Origin of the sequence: Kocuria marina (assembly GCA_014652975.1) — a bacterium.
Classification (GTDB): Bacteria; Actinomycetota; Actinomycetes; order Actinomycetales; family Micrococcaceae; genus Kocuria; species Kocuria marina.
On sequence record BMZV01000001.1, the window covers coordinates 695,675 to 716,209 of the forward strand.

Annotated in this window: 20 protein-coding genes; 14 read left to right on the forward strand and 6 right to left on the reverse strand. The window is 68.3% G+C overall.

The window, feature by feature from the left end; all coding sequences use genetic code 11:
* The first annotated feature begins 160 nt into the window (after window positions 1-160).
* From IE157_RS03280 to IE157_RS03295, 4 genes are all read left to right on the forward strand, one after another.
* Window positions 161-1,384, forward strand: coding sequence for a thiolase family protein (locus tag IE157_RS03280; protein ID WP_064846508.1), 1,224 nt, complete (start codon window positions 161-163; stop codon window positions 1,382-1,384).
* Between the two features lie 7 nt (window positions 1,385-1,391).
* Window positions 1,392-2,183 carry an enoyl-CoA hydratase/isomerase family protein gene (locus tag IE157_RS03285; RefSeq protein ID WP_193519082.1) on the forward strand — a complete coding sequence of 264 codons (792 nt, stop codon included), beginning with the start codon at window positions 1,392-1,394 and terminating at the stop codon, window positions 2,181-2,183.
* Window positions 2,180-3,046 (forward strand): 3-hydroxyacyl-CoA dehydrogenase family protein, encoded by an 867-nt coding sequence (locus tag IE157_RS03290; RefSeq protein WP_193519083.1) that lies wholly within the window; start codon window positions 2,180-2,182, stop codon window positions 3,044-3,046. Before IE157_RS03285 ends, IE157_RS03290 begins: the two co-directional genes overlap by 4 nt.
* 71 nt (window positions 3,047-3,117) lie before the next feature.
* On the forward strand, window positions 3,118-3,564 hold the full coding sequence (locus IE157_RS03295) for a hypothetical protein (RefSeq protein ID WP_064846505.1): 447 nt from the start codon (window positions 3,118-3,120) through the stop codon (window positions 3,562-3,564).
* A 92-nt stretch (window positions 3,565-3,656) separates the two neighbouring features.
* Here IE157_RS03295 and rraA read toward each other — a convergent pair whose 3' ends face one another.
* Window positions 3,657-4,124 (reverse strand): ribonuclease E activity regulator RraA, encoded by a 468-nt coding sequence (gene rraA / locus IE157_RS03300; RefSeq protein WP_064846504.1) that lies wholly within the window; start codon window positions 4,122-4,124, stop codon window positions 3,657-3,659.
* A 122-nt stretch (window positions 4,125-4,246) separates the two neighbouring features.
* The gene (locus IE157_RS03305) at window positions 4,247-5,716 is read right to left on the reverse strand and encodes an XRE family transcriptional regulator (RefSeq protein ID WP_064846503.1); all 1,470 of its coding nucleotides are present in this window, start codon (window positions 5,714-5,716) and stop codon (window positions 4,247-4,249) included.
* Between the two features lie 364 nt (window positions 5,717-6,080).
* Here IE157_RS03305 and aceA point away from each other — a divergent pair, with 364 nt between their 5' ends.
* On the forward strand, window positions 6,081-7,367 hold the full coding sequence (gene aceA / locus IE157_RS03310; RefSeq protein ID WP_064846502.1) for an isocitrate lyase: 1,287 nt from the start codon (window positions 6,081-6,083) through the stop codon (window positions 7,365-7,367).
* A 297-nt stretch (window positions 7,368-7,664) separates the two neighbouring features.
* On the opposite strand, the gene IE157_RS03315 is transcribed toward aceA, so the two are convergent.
* Window positions 7,665-8,147, reverse strand: coding sequence for a hotdog fold thioesterase (locus IE157_RS03315; RefSeq protein WP_098053542.1), 483 nt, complete (start codon window positions 8,145-8,147; stop codon window positions 7,665-7,667).
* Between the two features lie 185 nt (window positions 8,148-8,332).
* Between IE157_RS03315 and paaZ the strand changes: the two genes are divergently transcribed.
* Window positions 8,333-10,459, forward strand: a complete 2,127-nt coding sequence (paaZ, locus tag IE157_RS03320; RefSeq protein WP_193519084.1) for a phenylacetic acid degradation bifunctional protein PaaZ — start codon at window positions 8,333-8,335, stop codon at window positions 10,457-10,459.
* 81 nt (window positions 10,460-10,540) lie between these two features.
* On the opposite strand, the gene IE157_RS03325 is transcribed toward paaZ, so the two are convergent.
* Genes IE157_RS03325 through IE157_RS03335 form a run of 3 tightly spaced genes read right to left on the reverse strand, consistent with a single transcriptional unit; the run spans window position 10,541 to window position 12,956 of the window.
* Entirely contained in the window at window positions 10,541-11,161 is a 621-nt protein-coding gene (locus tag IE157_RS03325) for a TetR/AcrR family transcriptional regulator (protein WP_098053544.1), read from the reverse strand.
* Window positions 11,162-11,203: 42 nt separating this feature from the next.
* Window positions 11,204-12,541: a phenylacetate--CoA ligase family protein gene (locus tag IE157_RS03330; protein ID WP_404820558.1), complete on the reverse strand. Its 1,338-nt coding sequence runs from the start codon at window positions 12,539-12,541 to the stop codon at window positions 11,204-11,206.
* A gap of 4 nt (window positions 12,542-12,545) precedes the next feature.
* Window positions 12,546-12,956, reverse strand: a complete 411-nt coding sequence (locus IE157_RS03335; protein WP_064846495.1) for a PaaI family thioesterase — start codon at window positions 12,954-12,956, stop codon at window positions 12,546-12,548.
* Window positions 12,957-13,211: 255 nt separating this feature from the next.
* Here IE157_RS03335 and paaA point away from each other — a divergent pair, with 255 nt between their 5' ends.
* The 8 genes from paaA to IE157_RS03375 all read left to right on the forward strand — a co-directional run bounded on the left by paaA (window position 13,212) and on the right by IE157_RS03375 (window position 20,114).
* Window positions 13,212-14,273, forward strand: coding sequence for a 1,2-phenylacetyl-CoA epoxidase subunit PaaA (gene paaA, locus IE157_RS03340; protein WP_193519085.1), 1,062 nt, complete (start codon window positions 13,212-13,214; stop codon window positions 14,271-14,273).
* A 2-nt stretch (window positions 14,274-14,275) separates the two neighbouring features.
* Window positions 14,276-14,572, forward strand: a complete 297-nt coding sequence (gene paaB, locus IE157_RS03345) for a 1,2-phenylacetyl-CoA epoxidase subunit PaaB (protein WP_193519086.1) — start codon at window positions 14,276-14,278, stop codon at window positions 14,570-14,572.
* Complete coding sequence (gene paaC, locus IE157_RS03350) at window positions 14,569-15,405, forward strand: 1,2-phenylacetyl-CoA epoxidase subunit PaaC (protein ID WP_193519087.1); 837 nt, start codon at window positions 14,569-14,571, stop codon at window positions 15,403-15,405. The genes paaB and paaC overlap by 4 nt, the downstream gene beginning before the upstream one ends.
* Window positions 15,406-15,455: 50 nt before the next feature.
* Window positions 15,456-15,992: a 1,2-phenylacetyl-CoA epoxidase subunit PaaD gene (paaD, locus tag IE157_RS03355; RefSeq protein ID WP_193519332.1), complete on the forward strand. Its 537-nt coding sequence runs from the start codon at window positions 15,456-15,458 to the stop codon at window positions 15,990-15,992.
* A gap of 2 nt (window positions 15,993-15,994) precedes the next feature.
* The gene (gene paaE / locus IE157_RS03360) at window positions 15,995-17,194 is read left to right on the forward strand and encodes a 1,2-phenylacetyl-CoA epoxidase subunit PaaE (protein WP_193519088.1); all 1,200 of its coding nucleotides are present in this window, start codon (window positions 15,995-15,997) and stop codon (window positions 17,192-17,194) included.
* A 111-nt stretch (window positions 17,195-17,305) separates the two neighbouring features.
* Window positions 17,306-18,079, forward strand: a complete 774-nt coding sequence (locus IE157_RS03365) for an enoyl-CoA hydratase/isomerase family protein (RefSeq protein WP_193519089.1) — start codon at window positions 17,306-17,308, stop codon at window positions 18,077-18,079.
* Window positions 18,080-18,268: 189 nt separating this feature from the next.
* Window positions 18,269-19,135 carry a formate/nitrite transporter family protein gene (locus tag IE157_RS03370; RefSeq protein ID WP_064846489.1) on the forward strand — a complete coding sequence of 289 codons (867 nt, stop codon included), beginning with the start codon at window positions 18,269-18,271 and terminating at the stop codon, window positions 19,133-19,135.
* A gap of 298 nt (window positions 19,136-19,433) precedes the next feature.
* Entirely contained in the window at window positions 19,434-20,114 is a 681-nt protein-coding gene (locus IE157_RS03375) for a serine hydrolase (protein ID WP_193519090.1), read from the forward strand.
* Window positions 20,115-20,535 lie beyond the last annotated feature (421 nt).

The following is a 20,535-nucleotide window of genomic DNA, read 5'->3' on the forward strand; positions in this document are numbered from 1 at the left end:
GTCGGAGGTCACGACGGCGCACGGCGGGCCCCGCAGCCATACGGTTGCCGGGCCCGTCGCGCTCTTCCCCGCGTAACCGTCATCGATTGACGTGGCTCACATGATCGGGGAACCTTTACAGTGAACGATCGGTCGGTTATTGCCCCACTTAGGAGTTGCCATGTCCTCGATGCCCCAAGCCTTCCTCGTCGGAGGGGCGCGAACCCCCGTGGGTCGTTACGGCGGTGCCCTGTCCTCGGTACGCCCGGACGACATAGCCGCACTGTGCATCCGTTCCGTCGTGGAGGACGCCGGCATCGATCCCGCGCTCGTGGACGAGGTGATCCTGGGCAACGCCAACGGCGCCGGTGAGGAGAACCGCAACGTGGCCCGGATGGCGTGGCTGCTCAACGGGTACCCGGACACGGTCCCCGGGATTACGGTCAACCGGCTGTGCGCGTCGGGGATGTCCGCGATCACGATCGCGTCCCAGATGATCAAGTCCGGGGCCGCGGACATCGTGGTGGCCGGTGGCGTGGAATCCATGTCCCGCGCGCCGTGGGTCATGGAGAAGCCCCGTACGGCGTTCGCCAAGCCCGGGGAGGTCTTCGATACCTCGATCGGGTGGCGGTTCGTGAACCCCGCGTTCGTGGAGGGCCCGCTCTCGCGGGACGGCAAGGCCACCTACTCGATGCCCGAGACGGCCGAGGAGGTCGCCCGGGTGGACGGAATCTCCCGCGAGGACGCGGACGCCTTCGCCGCGCAGTCGCACGAGAAGGCCCTGGCCGCGATCCGCGCCGGTCATTTCGACGCCGAGATCGTGCCCGTGGAGGTCCGCGGCCGCAAGGGTGCGGTCACGGTCGTGGACACGGACGAGGGCCCCCGCGAGGGCTCCACCCCGGAGGTGCTCGCCAAGCTGCGCCCCGTGGTCAAGGGCGGGTCCGTGGTCACGGCCGGTAACTCGTCCTCGCTCAACGACGGCGCGTCCGCCGTGATCGTGGCCAGCGAACGGGCCGTGACCAAGTACGGGCTCAACGCCCGAGGCCGCGTCGTGGACGGTGCTTCCGCCGGTCTCGCCCCCGAGATCATGGGCTTGGGCCCGGTGCCCGCATCCGAGAAGGTCCTGGAGCGCGCCGGCTGGAGCGTGGGCGATCTGGGCTCCGTGGAGATCAACGAGGCGTTCGCGACCCAGTCGCTCGCATCGATCCGCCGGCTCGGCCTGGACCCGGAGATCGTGAACCGGGACGGCGGGGCGATCGCCCTGGGCCACCCCCTGGGTTCCTCGGGCTCGCGCATCGTCATCACCCTGCTGGGCCGGATGGAGCGGGAGCAGACCGCCAAGGGCCTGGCCACCATGTGCATCGGCGTGGGCCAGGGTGCAGCACTGCTCGTGGAGCGGGTGTGATCCGGCCATGACGCAGCACGACACCCCCGAGTGGGCCGCGCAGTTCACGGCCCTGCGCATCACCGACACCCCGGACCGCATGCACGTGGCGCTGGACCGCCCCGCGGTGCGCAACGCCATCGACGAGGTCATGGTGGACGAGTTGCACGCTGTGTGCACCCGTCTGGAACGCGATCCCCGGATCATGATCCTGAGCGGCACGCACGTGAACGGGAAGGGGATCTTCGCCTCCGGTGCGGACATCGCGCAACTGCGCGAGCGGCGTCGTGAGGACGCCCTGCGCGGCGTGAACTCGCAGCTGTTCGACCGGATCGCCAAGCTACCCATGCCCGTGATCGCGGCCCTGGACGGCTACGCGCTGGGCGGGGGCGCGGAACTCGCGTGGGCCGCGGACTTCCGGATCGGCACGCCGCGGGTCACGGTGGGCCAACCCGAGACCGGCCTGGGCATCATCGCCGCCGCGGGGGCCCTGTGGCGACTGCGGGAACTGGCCGGTGAGTCACTCGCCAAGGACATCCTGCTGGCCGGTCGGACCCTCTCCGCGCAGGAGGCCCTGGAGGCCCACCTGATCACCGAGATCCACGAACCAGACGAGCTGCTGGCCGCGGCGGACGCCCTGGCCGATCGCATCGCCGCGCAGGACCCGCTGGCCGTGCGCGTGTCCAAACGTGTGTTCGCCATGCCGCGCGAGGCGCACCCCCACGTGGACGAGCTCGCGCAGGCCATCCTGTTCGAGTCGCAGGCCAAATTCGACCGTATGCAAGCGTTCCTGGACCGCAAGAAGGAGCCCAAGACATGACCGAGAACACCACCGCAACCGTCCCGTCCCGCGTGGGAGTCCTGGGAGGCGGGCGCATGGGCGCGGGGATCGCCCACGCGTTCCTGATCTCCGGAGCGCGCGTGACCGTGGTGGAGGTGGACGGGCCGGCCGCGGAGAGCGCCAAGGAGCGGGTGGAATCGGACCTCGTCAAGTCCCTCGAGCGCGGGAAGATCGACGGCAACCTGGACACGTGGACCCAGAACTTCTCCGTGAGCGTGGACTACGCGGACTTCGCGGACTGCGAGCTCGTGATCGAGGCCGTTCCCGAGACCTGGGACCTCAAGGTCTCCTCCCTCCAGCGGGTCGAGAAGAACCTGTCCGAGACGGCGTGGCTGGCCACCAACACGTCCTCGCTGTCCGTGGACGGGCTCGCCGATGAGCTCCAGCGCCCCGAGCGGTTCTGCGGCATGCACTTCTTCAACCCCGTCCCGCCCTCCAAGCTCGTGGAGATCGTGATCGGGCGCAAGACCCGTCAGGAGCTGAAAGAGCTGACCCTGCAGTGGGTCGCGGGCATCGGCAAGACGCCGGCCACCGTGAACGACGCCCCCGGCTTCGCGTCCTCCCGGCTCGGGCTGGCCCTGGGCCTCGAGGCCATTCGCATGGTCGAGGAGGGTGTGGCGTCCGCGGAGGACATCGACAACGCCATGGTCCTGGGCTACAAGCACCCCGTGGGTCCGCTCGCCCTCACCGACATCGTGGGTCTGGACGTGCGCCTGGGGATCGCGGAGTACCTCGAATCCACGCTCGGCCCCCGCTTCGCCCCGCCCCAGCTCATGCGGGACATGGTCGAGCGCGGCGAACTGGGCCGTAAATCCGGCAAGGGGTTCTACGACTACTCCTGAGCGCGTGCACGGCCGTACTCGTGGCGGGTCGGGTGCGCATCGGCTGTTCCGCGCGTCGAACCCCTTCTGACTTGGGGTTCGACGACGCCGCGGGGTTGTTCCCCACCCCCGGCCCGGTCACCGCTGCGAACACCGCGGGTGCGGGCAGCACCCCGGCCGCGTCAGCCACCGCTACGGCGCCGTCCCTGCCGGCCGTCGCGGACCCCTGCGCGGGGCCGTGCGACAAGACCGCAGCGATCCCGGTGCACCACCCCGTCTTCGGCGCCATGGAGATCGTGAGCTACGAACGTGTCGTGGAACCCGGCAGCGCCCCCGCGGGCAAGCAGGCCAGCTACGCCGTGTACCAGAACGGTCAGGCCGTGGGGTACGTGCCGCCCAGGGAGGGCACCACGGTGGTCTCCTTCGGCCCCGCTCCCGTGCTGGGAGCTCAGGAGTGGGATCTGCGCACCAACTCCACCGTGGACAAGTACGGCAACGTGTACCTGACGGACGGCCAGGAGTTCGTGGCCCAGAAGTAGTCACGACACCCGGCCCCCACCGGAACGACGACGGCGAACCCCGCGGGTGCGGGGGGTCGCCGTCGTATATCCGTCCAGCGGAGGTGGCGGGTTCAACGCTCTACCAGGACCCCGTCCTCGTCCGCCCACAGGGTCCTGCCCGGGCGGAAGGTTACGCCGCCGAAGGTGACGATCACGTCCACTTCCCCGGAGTCGTTGGGTTCGGACTTGCGGGGATTCGTGCCCAGCGCCTTGATGCCGATGTCCAGGGTGCCCAGTTCCACGCGGTCCCGCACGGGGGCGTTGATGATCAGCCCGGCCCACCCGTTCTCCATGGCGGTGCGGGCCACGTTGTCCCCGAGCAGCGCGCGGTTCATGGATCCCTGCCCGTCCACCACGAGCACCGCGCCCTCACCGGGGGTGGCCACGAGCTTCTTGACGTCCACGTTGGACTCGAAGCAGCGCACCGTGCGGATGGGTCCGGTGAACCGGTGGACACCACCCACCGAGATGAACTGGGTGGTCACGGACTGCAGGTCCTCGCCGTGTTCGTCGTACAGGTCGGCGGTCGCGAAGCTCATGGGTCACCTTTCGTGCCTACGGATCGCCGACGACGCTCGGGGCCCGGGCACGCGGCGTCCGGACACGGACGGTCTGGGCGCGTAGGGGTGGCGCGGCGTCGTCGGCGGGAACGTGATGGAGGTTACGCGAGGTCGCCAGATGAGGCAACGGGGGCGTGTCGCTGCAGGAAGCGGTAGACCTCGGTCTCGTCCACCCCGGGGAACGCGCCGGCGGGCATGGCGGCGAGCATGTGGGACGCGGGGCGGGCGGAGGGCCAGGATTGGCCGTCCCACTGCTCGGCGAGCGCCGGGGCGGGCTGTTGGCAGCACGCGGGGTCGGGGCAGGTGGAGGTGTGGCGCACCGTGGTGGCGCGGCCCCGGAACCATTTGACGTGCTCGTACGGCACACCGAAAGAGATGGAGAATTCCCCGTTCTCGGATCCCTCCACGCGGGCCGAGCACCAGAACGTGCCGTGCGGGGTGTCGGTGTACTGGAAGTGGGACAGCAACCGGTTGGTCCCCGAGAACGCCTGCCGTGCGGAGAAGAACCGGCAGGCCCTCTGCCCCTCCACCGCGCCGCTGTGGTCGGTGGGCAACTGCAACCCGTCGTTCTGCCAGGCCTTGTGGATGATCCCGGAGGAGTGCACCTTCTCGAAGTGGGTGGGGATGCCGAAGTGGTGGGTCATCAAGTTGGTCATCCGGTGTGCCGCGGTCTCGTGGGACACCGCGAACGCGTCCCGTAGGTCGTCCACGGACAACTCCCGCTGGGACTTGGCGCGCCCCAGCAGGTCCACCGCGGAGGCCTCCGGGATCATCAGGGCCGCTGCGAAGTAATTCGTCTCCACGCGCTGTTCCAGGAACTCGCCGTAGTCCGCCGGGCGGTGGTGTTCAAGCAAGTGATGCCCCACGGCCTGCAACAACACCGACCACGGCGAGCCCGCCCCGGCGGTGGCCGGCAGGTAGAACCGGCGGTTGCGCAGGTCCGTGACCGAGCGCGTGGAGTGCGGCAGGTCCGGGACCTGGTGGATCTCGAATCCCACGTGCTCCACGAGCCGCGAGATGTGGTGCTCGGACAGCGGTCCGCCCGTGTGGCGGATCGCGGCGAGCAGGTCCGCGGCCATGGTCTCGATGCGTTCGAAGTAGTTGTCGATCCCCCGCATGCGTGCTCGCAATTGCGTGTTGGCGCGCCGGGCCTCCTCGGGCGTGGCCGCTTGTTCCTCGAGCCGCTGGGCGAGTTGCCGCTGCAGTGCCGCGAGCGCCTCGAGGGTCTCGGTACTCGTGCCCGGCCCCACCCGCACCGTGGGCAACCCGAGGGACGCGTACATGGGTCCGCGCTGCACGCGCTCCACCTGGATCTCCAGTTCCATGCGGCGCGACGGCGCCTTGGTCCCCAGCAGTTGCTCCACGCTCATGTCCAGCGCGGCAGCGATGGCGGACAGCGCGCTGAGCTTGGGTTCGCGCTTGCCGTTCTCGATCAGCGACAGCGCCGACGCCGCCATGCCCACGGTGCGCGCGAGCTCCTCGAGCGTGATTCGCAGTCGCTTGCGGCGGTAGCGGATCCGCCGCCCCAGCACGATCGGATCGGTCGGGTCACCGGACTCCTCGGGTGGCACGTCGGACGACGAGCGCGCGGGGACCCGCGTGCCGGACGCGGGGTCCGTGCGCCGCGGTGTTGCCGTCCGGGCGGGCTCCGTACCCCGCGACCGCGCAGCGCGCGCGGGTTCCAAGCCGTGAGCGCTCCGCGGTGCGGCGGCGCGAGGGGGAGCGCCGTCGCCGGTGCGACGACGCCTGCGGGGTCCTGTGTCCGGGGTCATAGTCCGAGTTTAGGCAGATTTTTCTCAAACGTGAAGAAAATCAATTCTTCATCCTAAAAACCTCTATGCGGGAGTGCAGATCGCGGCAAAAGTGGAACACATCAAGTTACCCGTGCGGAGCTCCCACCGAGGCCGCCGGCTCGAACGATCAAAGGAGAACGAGATGAGCAACGAGAACAGCAACCTCCGCAGCGCCGAGGAACTCGCCCGGGACTGGGAGGAGAACCCCCGCTGGGCCGGCGTGACCCGTGACTACGCCCCCGAGGAGGTCCTGCGTCTGCAGGGTTCCTTTCGAGAAGAGCACACCAACGCCCGCCGCGGTGCGGAACGGCTCTGGTACCTGCTCAACTCGGAGGATTACATCAATGCTCTGGGCGCTCTGACCGGTAACCAGGCCGTCCAGCAGGTCAAGGCCGGGCTCAAGGCGATCTACCTCTCCGGTTGGCAGGTCGCCGGTGACGCGAACCTCGCGGGCCAGACCTACCCGGACCAGTCCCTCTACCCGGCGAACTCGGTTCCCCAGGTGGTGCGCCGGATCAACAACGCGCTCAAGCGTGCGGACCAGATCGAGCACGCCGAGGACGTCCACACCGTGGAGAACTGGATGGCGCCGATCGTCGCGGACGCGGAGGCCGGCTTCGGCGGACCGCTCAACGCCTTCGAGCTCATGAAATCCATGATCGACGCCGGTGCGGCCGGTGTGCACTGGGAGGACCAGTTGGCCTCCGAGAAGAAGTGCGGTCACCTGGGCGGCAAGGTGCTGATCCCCACCCAGCAGCACATCCGCACCCTCAACGCGGCCCGCCTCGCAGCGGACGTGGAAGACGTCCCCAGCATCATCATCGCCCGCACGGATGCCGAGGCGGCCACCCTGATCACCTCGGACATCGACGAGCAGGACGCCGAGTTCATCACCGGCGAGCGCACCCCGGAGGGCTTCTACAAGGTCCGCAACGGTGTGGAGCCCTGCATCGCCCGCGCCAAGGCGTACGCCCCCTACTCGGACCTGATTTGGATGGAGACCGGCACGCCGGATCTCAAGCTGGCCCGCCAGTTCGCGGATGCCGTGCATGAGGACTTCCCGGACCAGATGCTCGCGTACAACTGCTCGCCGTCCTTCAACTGGAAGAAGCACCTGGACGACGAGACCATCGCCAAGTTCCAGCGCGAACTCTCCGCCATGGGCTACCGCTTCCAGTTCATCACCCTGGCCGGTTTCCACGCGCTGAACTACTCGATGTTCGATCTGGCCCACGGCTACGCCCGCAACCAGATGACCTCGTACGTGGAACTGCAGGAGCGCGAGTTCGCCGCCGAGGAGCGCGGTTACACCGCCACCAAGCACCAGCGCGAGGTGGGTACCGGGTACTTCGACCTGGTCTCCCAGGTGGTCAACCCCAACTCCTCCACGATCGCCCTCACGGGCTCCACCGAGAGCGCCCAGTTCTGAACCCGGCGCCCTGAAGACCCGCGGAGACCGGAGCACGGTCACTGAGGCCAAAGAACTCCGGGCATCCGGTCTCCGCGTCCACCCTGTCCGCGCGGCATGAGAGGGGACTCCTCAGCCCTCCCGCGGGCCACGAACCGCCCCGACACCGTTCCCACGCGGTGCCGGGGCGGTTCCGTGTGTTCCCTGCGGTGCCGGGGCGGTTCCGCGCGCCCTCCGCGGTGCCGGAGCGGCTCCGCGGACGACGACGCCGCGGTGCCCTTCCCAGGGACGGGCACCGCGGCATCGTCGGACGAATGCTCAGGAGCGCTTCGCGGGCTTGAGGTAATTGGTGATCCGCACGGTGCACAGGCGCTTGCCGGTGTCGATGTGGGTGATGACCACCTCGTGGTTCGTGACGCTGCGCCCCAGGTGGATCGCCGTGGCCACGCCGCGCACCCGGCCGCTTGTAGCGGAGGCGTGGTGGGTCGCGTTGATGTCCACGCCCACGGCCACCTTGCCCATGGTGGAGCCGTGGATCACCGCGGCCCACGAGCCCAGCATCTCCCCGAGCGCCACGGACGCGCCGCCGTGCAGCAGCCCCAGGGACTGCCGGTTGCCCTCCACGGGCATGGTCGCCACCACGCGCTCGGCGGACTGCTCCTCCACCACCACGCCCATCTTCTCGTCCAGTTCACCCAACTCGATGATCCATGGCTCGTACGCCTCACCGAACTCCTCGGCGGGGGACGCGACTCGTGCGTTCTCGGCGCGGACGTCCGCGCGGGTGGGATCCTCGTGCATGCTGACTCCTCGGTGATCAGGCCCCACGCCGCGCCGGTGGGCCGCGCTGAGCGGCGTCGCAGAGCGGCGTCGAACGCCGACGGCGGAGCGTGGTGACCATGGTGCCCTTGTGTGACCTAGGTTATCCTGGAGCAAATACTGACCGATCGTTCGACTGATGGCCGCGAAAGTTCGGAGGACCCCGCGTGAACACCCAGCCCCAGGCATCCGAGGCCCAGGAACCGCAGATCCTGCCCAGCTTCGTCGCCGGGAAGTGGTGGCGGCCGAAGGACCCGCAGAAGATCGCGGACGTGCGCAATGCCACCACCGGGGAGCTCGTGGCCCGGGTGAGCACGGACGGGATCGACACCGCGGGCGCCCTGGACCACGGACGCACCGTGGGCCAGGCCGCACTGGGGCAACTGCGCATCCACGACCGCGCCCTGATCCTCAAGCAGCTCGCGCAATACCTGGGCGAGCACAAGGAGGAGCTGTACGAGATCTCCTACGCGACCGGGGCCACGGCCAAGGACCACCTGATCGACATCGACGGTGGGATCGGGACCCTCTTCACGTTCTCGTCCAAGGGACGGCGCGAACTGCCCAACGCCAACGTGATCGTGGACGGCGCGGTGGAACAGCTCTCGCGGGACGGCTCGTTCCTGGGTGAGCACGTCTACACCCGCGTGCCCGGTGTGGCCGTGCAGATCAACGCGTTCAACTTCCCCGTGTGGGGCATGCTCGAGAAGTTTGCGCCCGCATTCATCGCCGGGGTGCCCACCATCGTGAAACCCGCGACCCCCACCGGGTACGTGACCGAGGCGTGCGTGCGGCTCATGCTGGACTCCGGGCTGCTGCCGGAGGGTTCCCTGCAGCTGATCTCCGGCGCCGCGCGCGATCTGCTGGACCACCTGGACGCCCGCGACCACGTGGCCTTCACCGGCTCGGCCGCCACCGCCCAGTCGCTGCGCGCCCACACCAACGTGCAGGAGAAGGGCGTGCGTTTCACGGCGGAGACCGATTCGCTCAACGCCGCGATCATGGCCCCGGACGTCACCGAGGACTCCCCCGAGTTCGAGGCGTTCGTGAAGTCCGTGGTCCTGGAGATCACCGCCAAGGCCGGGCAGAAGTGCACCGCGATCCGCCGGGTCATCGTTCCGCAGGCGCTCAAGCCCGCCGTGATCGCCGCGCTGCGGGAGCGGGTGGCGCAGCGCGCCGTCGTCGGCGACCCGCGCGATTCCGCCACCACGGTGGGCCCGCTCGCGTCCGACGACCAGCACTTCGAGGTGCTGCGCTCCGTGCGCGCCCTGATCGACGCCGGCGCCACCGTGGAACTCGGCGGTCCCGAGGAACTCGCGTCCCTGCCGGAGCAGGGCGCCTTCTTCCCCGTCACGGTGCTCTCGTTCGACGATGCCCGCACCCCCGCCGTCCACGAGCTCGAGGCGTTCGGCCCGGTCACCTCGGTGCTGGGTTACTCGGGGGACATCGCGGACGCCGTGGAGATCGCCGCGCTGGGCGGCGGCTCGCTCGTGGTGACCGTGTGCACTCACTCCCCCGAGCTCGCGGCGCAGTTCGCCTCCGGAATCGGTGCGTACCACGGTCGCGTGCTCTTCCTGGATCGCGACGACGCTAAAACCTCCACAGGTCACGGCTCCCCCGTTCCCCACCTGGTCCACGGCGGCCCCGGCCGCGCCGGTGGTGGGGAGGAACTCGGTGGCGTGCGCGCGGTCAAGCACTACATGCAGCGCACCGCCGTCCAGGGCTCCCCGGACCTGCTGACCGGGATCACTGGCCAGTGGCACTGGGGCGCGACCGCCAACACCGTGACCCGCGAGGACGTGGAGAACGGCACTGGGGAGCATCCCTTCCGGAAGTCGCTGCAGACCCTGCGGATCGGGGACCAGTTCGTCTCGGACCTGCGCACGGTCTCACTCGAGGACATCCTGGAGTTCGCGGAGAAGACCGGGGACACGTTCTACGCCCACACGGACGAGGAAGCCGCCATGGCCAACCCGTTCTTCCCCCGGCGGGTGGCCCACGGCTACCTGCTGGTCTCGTGGGCCGCGGGGCTCTTCGTGGAGCCCGCCCCCGGGCCAGTACTCGCCAACTACGGGCTGGAGAACCTGCGGTTCGTCACCCCCGTGACGCATGACGACGCCATCCGGGTGACCCTGACCGCCAAGAAGATCACCCCGCGCGTCACGGACGAGTACGGCGAAGTCGTCTGGGATGCCCGCCTGACCAACCAGAAGGACGAGATCGTGGCCACCTACGACGTCCTGACCCTGGTGGCCAAGACCTGGCCCCCCGCCGAAGGCGTGGCCGCTGACTGAACCGGGGGCGGCGTCGGCAGGTGGTCACTGCCCCAGCAGCAACGACGGGCCACACCTGCGGAGAGTTGAGCGGCCGGGGAACTACGCCCGCAAGCCCGAGAACACCATTTTCACGACCGTGTCCGCGAGCTGGTCCACGGTGCCCGAGCGGCCGGGCTGATACCAGTCCACGATCGAGTTGACCATGCCCAGCATCAGACGCGGCGCCGACCTGCCGGAGATGTCCGTGCGCAGCTCGCCCTCCTCCTGCGCCTGCCGCACGAGTTCCTCCACGGTACGCGTCAGCGTACGACGCCGCTGCAGCGCCGCGAGCTCCACCTCCGAGTTGCCCCGCAACCGCAGGAGCAGGGTCACGTAGGGCATCTGGTCCACGAGCACGTGCACCGAACCGTCCAGGATCTGCTCGAGCTTGTTCACCGGCCCGCTGCCCCCCGCCAAGACCCGTTCGAACACGGCCTCCAACGCGTCGAGGGCACGGTCCAGCGCCTGCTCGAGGATCGCCTCCTTGGATTCCACGTGGTGGTAGATCGCGGACTTGGAGATCCCCAGGTGCTTGGACAGCGTCCCCATGGACGTGGCGTCGTAGCCGTGCCGGTTGAACACGTCCACGCACACGGACAGCAGGGTCTCGCGGTCGTAGCCGGGACGGCCGCGCCGCGGCGCCACAGCGACGTCGGCGGAGGAGTTGAGCTCGGTGGGCATGGACGTGGCCTCGACCTTCTGGCGGGGACGGAATACCTCAGGTTACCCGGTCGTCGCTTTCTCACCGCCGGGAAAGTGGCGGGGCGGCGTCGGGCGGGAATCAGGCGACGTCGCCGCGGAGGGGCCTACTTGTCGCGGTGGTCGTAGACGCGGCGCAGCTTGCCCGAGGAACGTGCGAGGGTCCCGGGCTCGGCGATGTCGATCGTGGCGCTCGATGTGGATGGTCATCTGGTCCATGCGGTTGGGCCGGGTGATCTCGAGCGTGAAGTGCGGGGAGAGCGCGGGGATCTTCAGCGCGAGTTCCTCGATCTGGGACGGGAAGAGGTTCACGCCGCGCAGGATGATCATGTCGTCCGAGCGCCCCGTGATCCGGCCCATGCGCCGGTGACCCGGACGCGCGGTGCCCGGCAGCAGGCGGGTGAGGTCGTGGGTTCGGTAGCGGATGATCGGCAGCGCCTGCTTGGTCAGCGCGGTGAACACGAGCTCGCCGGGGCGCCCGGTGGGCAGCACCGTGTCGTCGAACGGGTCGATGACCTCCGGGCGGAAGTGGTCCTCCCAGATGTGCGAACCGTCCTTCGTCTCGCAGGACTCGCCGGCCACGCCGGGGCCCATGACCTCGGAGAGGCCGTAGATGTCGCACGCGGAGATGTTGAACGTCTTCTCGATCTCGTGGCGCATCTCCTCGGTCCACGGCTCCGCCCCGAGTACCGCGTGCCGCAGGGAGGTCTCGCGCGGGTCGAGACCGAGCTTGCGGAAGCCGTCCGCGATGGTGAGCAGGTACGTGGGGGTGGAGAGGATGGCCTGCGGCTCGAAGTCTCGGATGAGCTGCACCTGTTTTTCCGTCTGCCCTCCGGACATCGGGATCACGGCGCATCCCAGGCGCTCCGCACCGTAGTGGGCGCCCAGCCCGCCGGTGAACAGCCCGTAGCCGTACGCGTTGTGCACCTTGTCCCCGGGCTTCATTCCCGAGAGCCGGAAGCAGCGTGCCACGAGGGCCCCCCATGTCTGCAGGTCCTCCTCCGTGTAGGCCACCACGGTGGGCTGCCCGGTGGTGCCCGACGACGCGTGGATGCGTCGGATCTCGGACATGGGCGTGGCAAAGGACGTGAACGGGTAGGCCTTGCGCAGGAATTCCTTGTCCGTGTAAGGGAACTTCGCGAGGTCCTCGAGCTCCCGGAAGTCATCCGGGTGCACCCCGTGCTCGTCGAAGAGCTCCTGGTAGGCGGGCACGTTCTCGTACGCGTAGTGCAGGGTCCAGTTCAGGCGCTCCGTCTGCAGCGCCTCGATCTGGTCCCGGCTCATCAGCTCCTCGGGATCCGGCTGAGAGGAGTCCCCGGAGGCCACGGGGTGGTACGGGCTGGGCACGGAGCACGACGTCATGGGTTCACGCTTTCTGGCGAAGGGGCACGGTGCGGCTGCGGCCGCGGAACTGGGCGACGACGTCCCCGTCCTGGGTGGAGACGGTGATGTCGCACAGGCCGCTGCGCCCGGTGGTGGCGATCTGGCGTCCCTCCGCGACGAGGGTCTGGCCCGGGTGGGCCGAGCTGAGGAAGTTGATGTCCACGCCCTGAGCCACGGTCATGGAGGTGCCGTCCGGTTCCGGGTCGTTGCACGTCATGGCGAAGCACGAGTCCGCGAGCGCGAAGATCATCCCGCCGTGCACGATGCCGAAGCCGTTGAGCATCTCCTCCCGCACGGCCATGGAGATCACGCAGTGCCCGGGGTCCACGCGCTGCACGGTGATCCCCAACCACTCGGAGGCACGGTCGCCAGTGAGGACGGGATGGTGTGGCACGGGGGCTCCTCAGATTTTCAGAACGATCGGTCAGTAGGTAACCGCGAAATGTGACGTGTGTCAACAAGTCCAGGGCTCCGCCGCGGCGTCGCCACCCCTGCACATCCATTGGCGGGTCCCCGCCTCCCGGGCGGAAATTGTGTTGACGACCACACCGGGGGCCTATATTCTGAACGAGCGGTCAGTTATTATTGTCGGCAGCGTACAGAGTTCATCCTCCGCTCCCATCTCACCCGCGAACCGAGGACACACACCATGACTGAGCAGACCACCTCTGCGGACCAGGCGGAATCCACTGCCGAGCAGCAGCACTTCGAGCACCTCCTCAGTGAGGACTCCCGCGTGGAGCCCCGGGACTGGATGCCGGAGGCCTACCGGAAGAGCCTGACCCGCCAGGTCTCCCAGCACGCGCACTCCGAGATCATCGGCATGCAGCCGGAGGCCAACTGGATCACCCGCGCCCCGAGCCTCAAGCGCAAGGCCGTGCTGATGGCCAAGGTCCAGGACGAGGCCGGCCACGGGCTGTACCTCTACTCCGCGGCGGAGACCCTGGGCACCCCGCGCTCCGTGCTCAACGAGCAGCTGCTGAGCGGCAAGGCCAAGTACTCCTCGATCTTCAACTACCCGGCCCGCACCTGGGCGGACATGGGCGCGATCGGCTGGCTCGTGGACGGCGCCGCGATCTGCAATCAGGTGCCGCTGTGCCGCGCCTCCTACGGCCCGTACGGCCGCGCGATGGTGCGCATCTGCAAGGAGGAGTCCTTCCACCAGCGCCAGGGCTGGGAGATCCTCTACGAGCTCTCCCACGGCACCGAGGCGCAGAAGCAGATGGCCCAGGAGGCCGTGAACCGCTTCTATGGCCCCGCCCTGCAGATGTTCGGTCCCCCGGACGCCGACTCCCCCAACTCGCAGCAGTCCATGGAGTGGAACATCAAGCGCTTCTCCAACGACGAGCTGCGCCAGCGCTTCGTGGACATGATCGTCCCGCAGGCCGAGGCCCTGGGTCTGACCCTGCCGGACCCGGACCTGAAGTGGAACGAGGCCCGCGGCCACTACGACTACGGCCAGCTGGACTGGAACGAGTTCATGTCCGTGATCAAGGGCTCCGGCCCGTGCAACGTGCAGCGCATGAAGCGCCGCCGCGAGGCCCACACCAACGGCGCCTGGGTCCGCGAGGCGGCCGAGGCCTATGCCCAGCGGCAGGCGCGCGAGGCCGCCGAGGTGGAGGCAGCGGCGTCGTCCCCCGAGGCCGCCGTGGCGATCGACGAGACCACTGTGATGGCGGGCCGCGGCTCCGCCGAGCTGATCGGAGCCTGAGCATGAGTGAGAACCAAACCGGCAACTGGCCCCTGTGGGAGGTCTTCGTGCGTTCTTCGCGCGGGCTGTCTCACGTGCACGCGGGCTCCCTGCACGCCCCGGACGCCACCATGGCCGTGCGCAACGCGCGTGACCTCTACACCCGGCGCAACGAGGGCACGAGCGTGTGGGTGGTCCCCGCGGACGCCATCACGGCCTCGGATCCGGACTCCAAGGGCGGCTACTTCGAGTCCGCGCAGGGCAAGAACTACCGCCACGCCACGTACTACACCAAGAGCGAAGGGGTGAAGCACCTGTGAGCGCGTTCGCCTCCCACGACTCCGCCACCAAGCAGTCCGCGGGTGACGCGATCACCGCCGAGGAGATCGCGGAGACCGGCGGCAAGGCCTCGGAGGCTGTGGCCCAGTACGCGCTGCGTCTCGGCGACGACGCCCTGATGCTGTCCCAGCGTCTGGGCTGGTGGATCTCGCGGGCACCCGAACTCGAGGAGGACATCGCGCTGGGCAACATCGCGCTGGACCTCATCGGCCACGCCCGGTTCCTGCTGACCTACGCGGGCTCCGCGTGGGGCAAGACCGAGGACGAGCTCGCGTACTTCCGCAACGAGGAGGAGTTCCGCTCCGTGCGCCTCGTGGAGCAGGAGAACGGGGACTTCGGCCAGACCATCGCGCGTCAGCTGCTGTTCTCCTTCTACCAGTACGAGCTCTACTCCGCGCTGCAGTCCTCCACGGACCAGACCCTTGCAGCGATCGCGGACAAGGCCCTCAAGGAGGTGGAGTACCACCAGGACCACGCGGCCCAGTGGATCCTGCGCCTGGGCCTCGGCACCGAGGAGTCCAAAAGGCGCATCCAGGACGGGCTCTACTACATGTGGCCTTACCTGGACGAGCTGTTCGCGGACGAGCCGCTGCACGACGAGCTCGAGGGCGTGGCCGTGCGCCCCTCCACGCTGCGCGAGCGGACCATGGACCGCGTGACCGCGCTGCTGGCCGAGGCCGAGCTCGAGGTCCCCAACGTGGCCCAGGCCCGTCTCTCCGCGGAGCCCCGTGACGGCGCGTATTCCGAGTACCGCGGGTACATCCTCGCCGAGATGCAGTGGCTCGCCCGCCAGCATCCCGGCGCCAGGTGGTGAGTTCCGTGTTCTCCCGCGTTCCACCCCGTTCCCTGCCGCCCACGGGTGGCGTGGCACCCCGTGAGGTCCCCCTGGGGCCCTCGCAGCGCCCGGACGACCCGGCCGACGCCGCCCTGTGGGACGTCGCCGCCACCGTGTGCGACCCCGAGATCCCCGTGCTCACGCTCGAGGACCTCGGGGTGCTGCGGGACGCCGTGGCCGGGCAGGACGAGACAGTGGTGGTGATCACCCCCACCTACTCCGGGTGCCCCGCCATGGACACCATGGCCGCGGACCTCGAGGCGGCCGTGACCGCCGCCGGCTACGAGAACGTGCGCGTGGTGCAGGTGCTGCGCCCGGCGTGGACCACAGACTGGATGTCCGCCGAGGGCCGCGCCAAGCTCAACGAGCACGGCATCGCGCCTCCCACCGGGCGCACCGCCGCCGGTCACAACTCCGGGCCCGTGCGGCTGAGCCTGTCCGTGAAGTGCCCGCGCTGCGAGTCCCTGCGCACCCACGAGATGACCCGCTTCGGGTCCACGTCCTGCAAGGCCCTGTGGGTCTGCGACGACTGCAAAGAACCCTTCGACTACTTCAAGGTGCACTGATCATGAGCGAAACCGCGGACACCTCCACGCTGGAGGACGCCACCGAAGCCAGCGCGGGCGGCGGCAAGCGCCGTGCCGTGTTCAACACCCTCACGGTCTCCGAGGTGCGCAAGCTGACCTCCGGCTCCGTGGAGGTCACGTTCGACGTGCCCGAGGACCTCGTGGCGGACTACGACTACCTCCCGGGTCAGTACGTGGCCATCCGCGCGCAGATCAACGGCCACGAGGTGCGCCGGTCCTACTCCATCTGCGCCGATCCCACCCCCGGTGAGATCCGCGTGGCCATCAAGAAGGACATGGGCGGCGTGTTCTCCACGTGGGCGAACGAGCAGCTGGCCGCCGGGGACACCCTGGACGTGATGAACCCGCAGGGCGCGTTCACCTCCAAGGTCAACATCACCTCCATGAACGACCCCGAGAAGCTCGCCGAGCGGGAGGTGGCCAAGAAGCGCAACGTGCACCTGGTGGCGTTCGCCGCCGGGTCCGGGATCACGCCCATCATGGCGATCGCCCGCGCGCTGCTGCGCGCCTCCGACACCGCCGCGATAGACGTCATCTACGCCAACCGCTCGTCCATGGACGTGATGTTCTCGGAGGAGCTCGGGGACCTCAAGGACAAGTACCCCGCCCGCCTGGCCGTGCACCACGTGCTGTCCCGCGAGCAGCGGATCTCGCCGCTGATGTCCGGGCGGATCGACCACGACAAGCTCGAGGAGCTGCTGGACCACGTGATCCAGGTGGACTCCGCGGACGAGTGGTTCCTGTGCGGCCCGTTCGAGCTCGTGCAGCTGTGCCGGGACGTCCTCAAGGAGCGCGGCGTGGACGATTCCCGCGTGCACTTCGAGCTGTTCACCACGGGCAAGCCCACCGCACCCCAGGGACAGCAGGGCCGCCCCGTCGTGGCCGACCCCGAGGGCGAGAACTACACGATCGTCTTCAACCTGGACGGCACCTCAGCCCAGGTGGAGTCCCCCAAGTCCGCCGCGGAGACCGTGCTCAACGCCGCACTGCGCGTGCGCCCGGACGTCCCCTTCGCGTGCGCCGGCGGGGTGTGCGGCACGTGCCGCGCCAAGGTCACCTCCGGCGAGTTCGAGATGGAGGAGAACTTCGCGCTCGAGAAGGACGAGCTGGACGCCGGGTACGTCCTCACGTGCCAGACGCGCCCCACGTCCGACCGGTTGAGTGTGGACTTCGACGCCTGAGTCCCATGCACTCCGCCGACGACGCCGCGCCGGGACCACGCGGCGTCGTCGTCGTACCTGCCCGCTCGCCCCGCGGGGCGCACAGGAACCCCGAACCGCAAGGAGAACCCCATGATCGACCTGACGATCGAGGACGCGATCGCCCGCGTGGTGCTCGACGCGCCCAAGAAGCTCAACTCGCTGGACGAGACCGCGCTGGACGATCTCGCCGCCGCATACACCGAGGCCGAGCGGGCCGGCGTGCGAGCGCTCGCGCTGAGTGGCGAGGGGCGTGCGTTCTGCGCGGGCCGGGACATCTCCGCCGTAGACCCGGCGAGTGACGACACCGACGGCTACCTCACCGGCAAGGTGCAACCGCTGCTGCAGCAGATGTCCCGGTTCCCCGCGCCCACGTTCGCCGCGGTGCAGGGCGCGTGCTTGGGCGTGGGGCTGGGGCTCGCGATCGCCACGGACGTGGTGTACGTGGCGCAGGACGCGACCATCGGATCCCCGTTCGCCAACCTGGGGGCCACGCTGGACTCGGGCGGGCACGCTCTGTTCACCGAACGACTGGGCCCCCACCGCACCCTGGACCTGATCTACACCGCCGAGATGATGACCGGCGCTGAGGCCGTGGCGGCGGGACTGTTCTCCCGAGCCGTGCCGGCGGAGGAGCTCATGGAGTTCACCATGCAGCGGGTGTCGAAGGTGGCCCGCGGTGCCACGCAGTCCTACCTGGCGTCCAAGGAACTCGTGGCCCAGGTGCGGGACAACCGCGTGGGGCTGTGGGAGTCCATGGCCGCGGAGAACAAGGCCCAGGCGGCCCTGTGCGCCACGGACGACTACAAGGAGGGCTTCACGGCCTTCCAGCAGAAGCGCAAGCCGGAGTTCACGGGACGGGACTGAGCGCTTGGGCCGCAGCCGGGCCGCGGTGAGTAGGGACGCCGTCGGCCTTCGCTGCGCATACCTGGGCGGCCGCTCCGACGCGGTGAGTACATCTGTGCCCCGGAAAGACCACGGGAAGCGCCTGTCCGTGTTTTTTCGGGGCACAGATGTATCGCGTGATGGCTTCCCGCGTGGCCTACGCTGAGGCCCATGCCCACAGCGCGTGACAGCGAGTCCAAGCGGCGTTCCTCGGGACGCACCGATCAGCCCCTTGAGGACGAGCTGGTCGAGGAGTTCCAGAACACCGTCCAGGAAGGCGCGGATCGGCTGCACCGCACGTGGCGGGCGTTGATCATCACCGGCCTCTTCGGCGGGATCGATGTGGGCCTGGGCATCATGGCCATGCTCGCGGTCATGGATGTCACCGACTCCAAACTGCTGGCGGGCATCGCGTTCGGCGTGGGGCTGCTCGCGTTGCGCCTGGCCCACTCCGAGCTGTTCACCGAGGACTTCCTGCTCCCCATCAACGCGGTGGTCGCCGGTCACGGGACGTGGTGGTCACTCGTGCGGCTGTGGGGTGGGACCCTGCTGGCCAACCTCGTGGGTGGCTGGGTGTTCATGTGGGTGGTCGTGGCGGCGTTCCCCGACTTCACGGACTCCCTGGTGGAGGTCGCCTCGGGGTACGTCGCGGACGGGATCGGTTTGGAGACCGTGTGCCTGGCCCTGTTGGCCGGTTCCACTATCACCCTCATGACCCGCATGCAGCAGGGTACGGACAACGACATGATGACCGCGGTGATCTCCCTGATCGGCGGCCTGTTGGTCGTGGGCCTGGGCATGCTCCACGGAGCGCTGAACTCCATCGTGATCTTCGGGGCCATGCACGCCGGTTGGGACTACTCCTACCTGGACTGGTTCGTGTGGTTCGCGTGGGTCATCCCGCTGAACATGATCGGCGGCCTGGTGATCATCTCCATCCCCCGCCTCATCCGCACGTGGGAACTGCTCATGGCCGAGCGCCGCGGCGAGAGGATCTCGGACGCGTCGTCCGAGGAGGAAGAGGAAGACCGACCGTGACAAATGCTCCTCGTCGACACATGTTCGGTTTCCCGTGAAGGGTTTACCCATTTGATCAACAATCCTCTGATCGTCCTCTCGATCGCGGCTGGAAGGGGTACCCCATCACCGAGAACTGGGTAGCCTCCGCAGGAATGGACACCTTCGCCTGTCTGATGGGAATCCTTCCTGTACGCCCAGCAAAATCGACCATTAATTCCTCTAATGCCGGCCCTTCCGCTTCGGTGTTCCAACCATTGAGTATCCGGATCCCACCCTCGACAGGAATAAACATTTCCCGTACCCCCATGGAGAATGGTTGCCGAGAAGGGTACAGGCTGGCCATATTCACCTGATTCACCCGACACGGGAGGTAGCTCGGATTGTTGATCCGCAGGACAGCTTTCCAGGCGGTGGGGCAGGTCAAACTGCCACCGGTTCGCTCCTCACGCCCGATCCGCTACCTCCCTTCAATTACCGGACTGGGGTCAGGTTTCCAACGGCTTCCCTGTACAAGCTCGTTGTCATGGCCGCCTTCTGTCAGGCTGCGGACGATGGCCTCATCGACCCGGCTGCACCGGTCGATCTGGTGCCTGAGACCCGCGTTCCCGGGCCCACGGGGTTGTCGATATGCCTGGACCCCGTGTGCATGTCGTGGCGAGACCTGGTCGAATTGATGACGACCATCTCGGACAACACGGCTGGAAAAGCGGTGCTATGCGCCATGGGTCACGATCGTGTGGCACACACTCTGAGACACCTCGGGTTGCTGCAAACCGATATCCGGCCCTACCTTCTCGCAACCGATCTGCACACGGTCGAGGATGCCCGGGACGCCGATAATCTGGATCCCTACCTTCTGCCCGATCCCCGGGAATACGACCCCCTGCTGGTATCGAGTACCACGGCCTCCGATCTCGTAGATATCCTTTCGTTCATCTGGGAGGACCACGCAGCCACTCCCTCCCAGCGCTCGTTCATGCGGCATGTACTGGGATAACAAGCATGGGGACACCGTTTCGCTGAAGTCTTCACGTACCCGGGTGTCCAGAGCGCAGCCAAGACTGGGTCTTTGGCGGCGCTCAGCCATGAGGCTGGGGGTCATTTCCCACCCCGACGAACCGCCTATCGCGGTCGCGGTCCTGACACAATCGGCCCGCAGGGAGCGGACCATTCCTCTGTCCAACACGGTGGGGGGGGGCAGATCGCTCGCCACTGCGTTCGTAGCTACCGCCAGGTCCTGCAAATACTCACGGATGGCGCCCATTTAGGTCATCATTGCGATACGGCGTACCGGGGGCTGCCAATCCGCCGGTACATCTGAGTCCCCAAAAGGCCGGTGGTGGCGGGTTCTGATCGCATTTCCGGGCCTCAGATGTTCTGCGCATGACTGACCGTCCCGCCCCTACGGGCACGACGCC

Excerpts from the sequence above, each read along its gene's own strand:
- IE157_RS03285 (WP_193519082.1), top strand. The coding sequence starts at position 1,392 with ATGACGCAGCACGACACCCCCGAGTGGGCCGCGCAGTTCACGGCCCTG.
- rraA (WP_064846504.1), bottom strand. The coding sequence starts at position 4,124 with ATGAGCTTCGCGACCGCCGACCTGTACGACGAACACGGCGAGGACCTG.
- IE157_RS03290 (WP_193519083.1), top strand. The coding sequence starts at position 2,180 with ATGACCGAGAACACCACCGCAACCGTCCCGTCCCGCGTGGGAGTCCTG.
- IE157_RS03370 (WP_064846489.1), top strand. The coding sequence starts at position 18,269 with ATGCCCACAGCGCGTGACAGCGAGTCCAAGCGGCGTTCCTCGGGACGC.
- IE157_RS03330 (WP_404820558.1), bottom strand. The coding sequence starts at position 12,541 with ATGACGTCGTGCTCCGTGCCCAGCCCGTACCACCCCGTGGCCTCCGGG.
- IE157_RS03365 (WP_193519089.1), top strand. The coding sequence starts at position 17,306 with ATGATCGACCTGACGATCGAGGACGCGATCGCCCGCGTGGTGCTCGAC.
- aceA (WP_064846502.1), top strand. The coding sequence starts at position 6,081 with ATGAGCAACGAGAACAGCAACCTCCGCAGCGCCGAGGAACTCGCCCGG.
- paaB (WP_193519086.1), top strand. The coding sequence starts at position 14,276 with ATGAGTGAGAACCAAACCGGCAACTGGCCCCTGTGGGAGGTCTTCGTG.
- IE157_RS03280 (WP_064846508.1), top strand. The coding sequence starts at position 161 with ATGTCCTCGATGCCCCAAGCCTTCCTCGTCGGAGGGGCGCGAACCCCC.
- paaE (WP_193519088.1), top strand. The coding sequence starts at position 15,995 with ATGAGCGAAACCGCGGACACCTCCACGCTGGAGGACGCCACCGAAGCC.
- IE157_RS03315 (WP_098053542.1), bottom strand. The coding sequence starts at position 8,147 with ATGCACGAGGATCCCACCCGCGCGGACGTCCGCGCCGAGAACGCACGA.
- paaA (WP_193519085.1), top strand. The coding sequence starts at position 13,212 with ATGACTGAGCAGACCACCTCTGCGGACCAGGCGGAATCCACTGCCGAG.
- IE157_RS03325 (WP_098053544.1), bottom strand. The coding sequence starts at position 11,161 with ATGCCCACCGAGCTCAACTCCTCCGCCGACGTCGCTGTGGCGCCGCGG.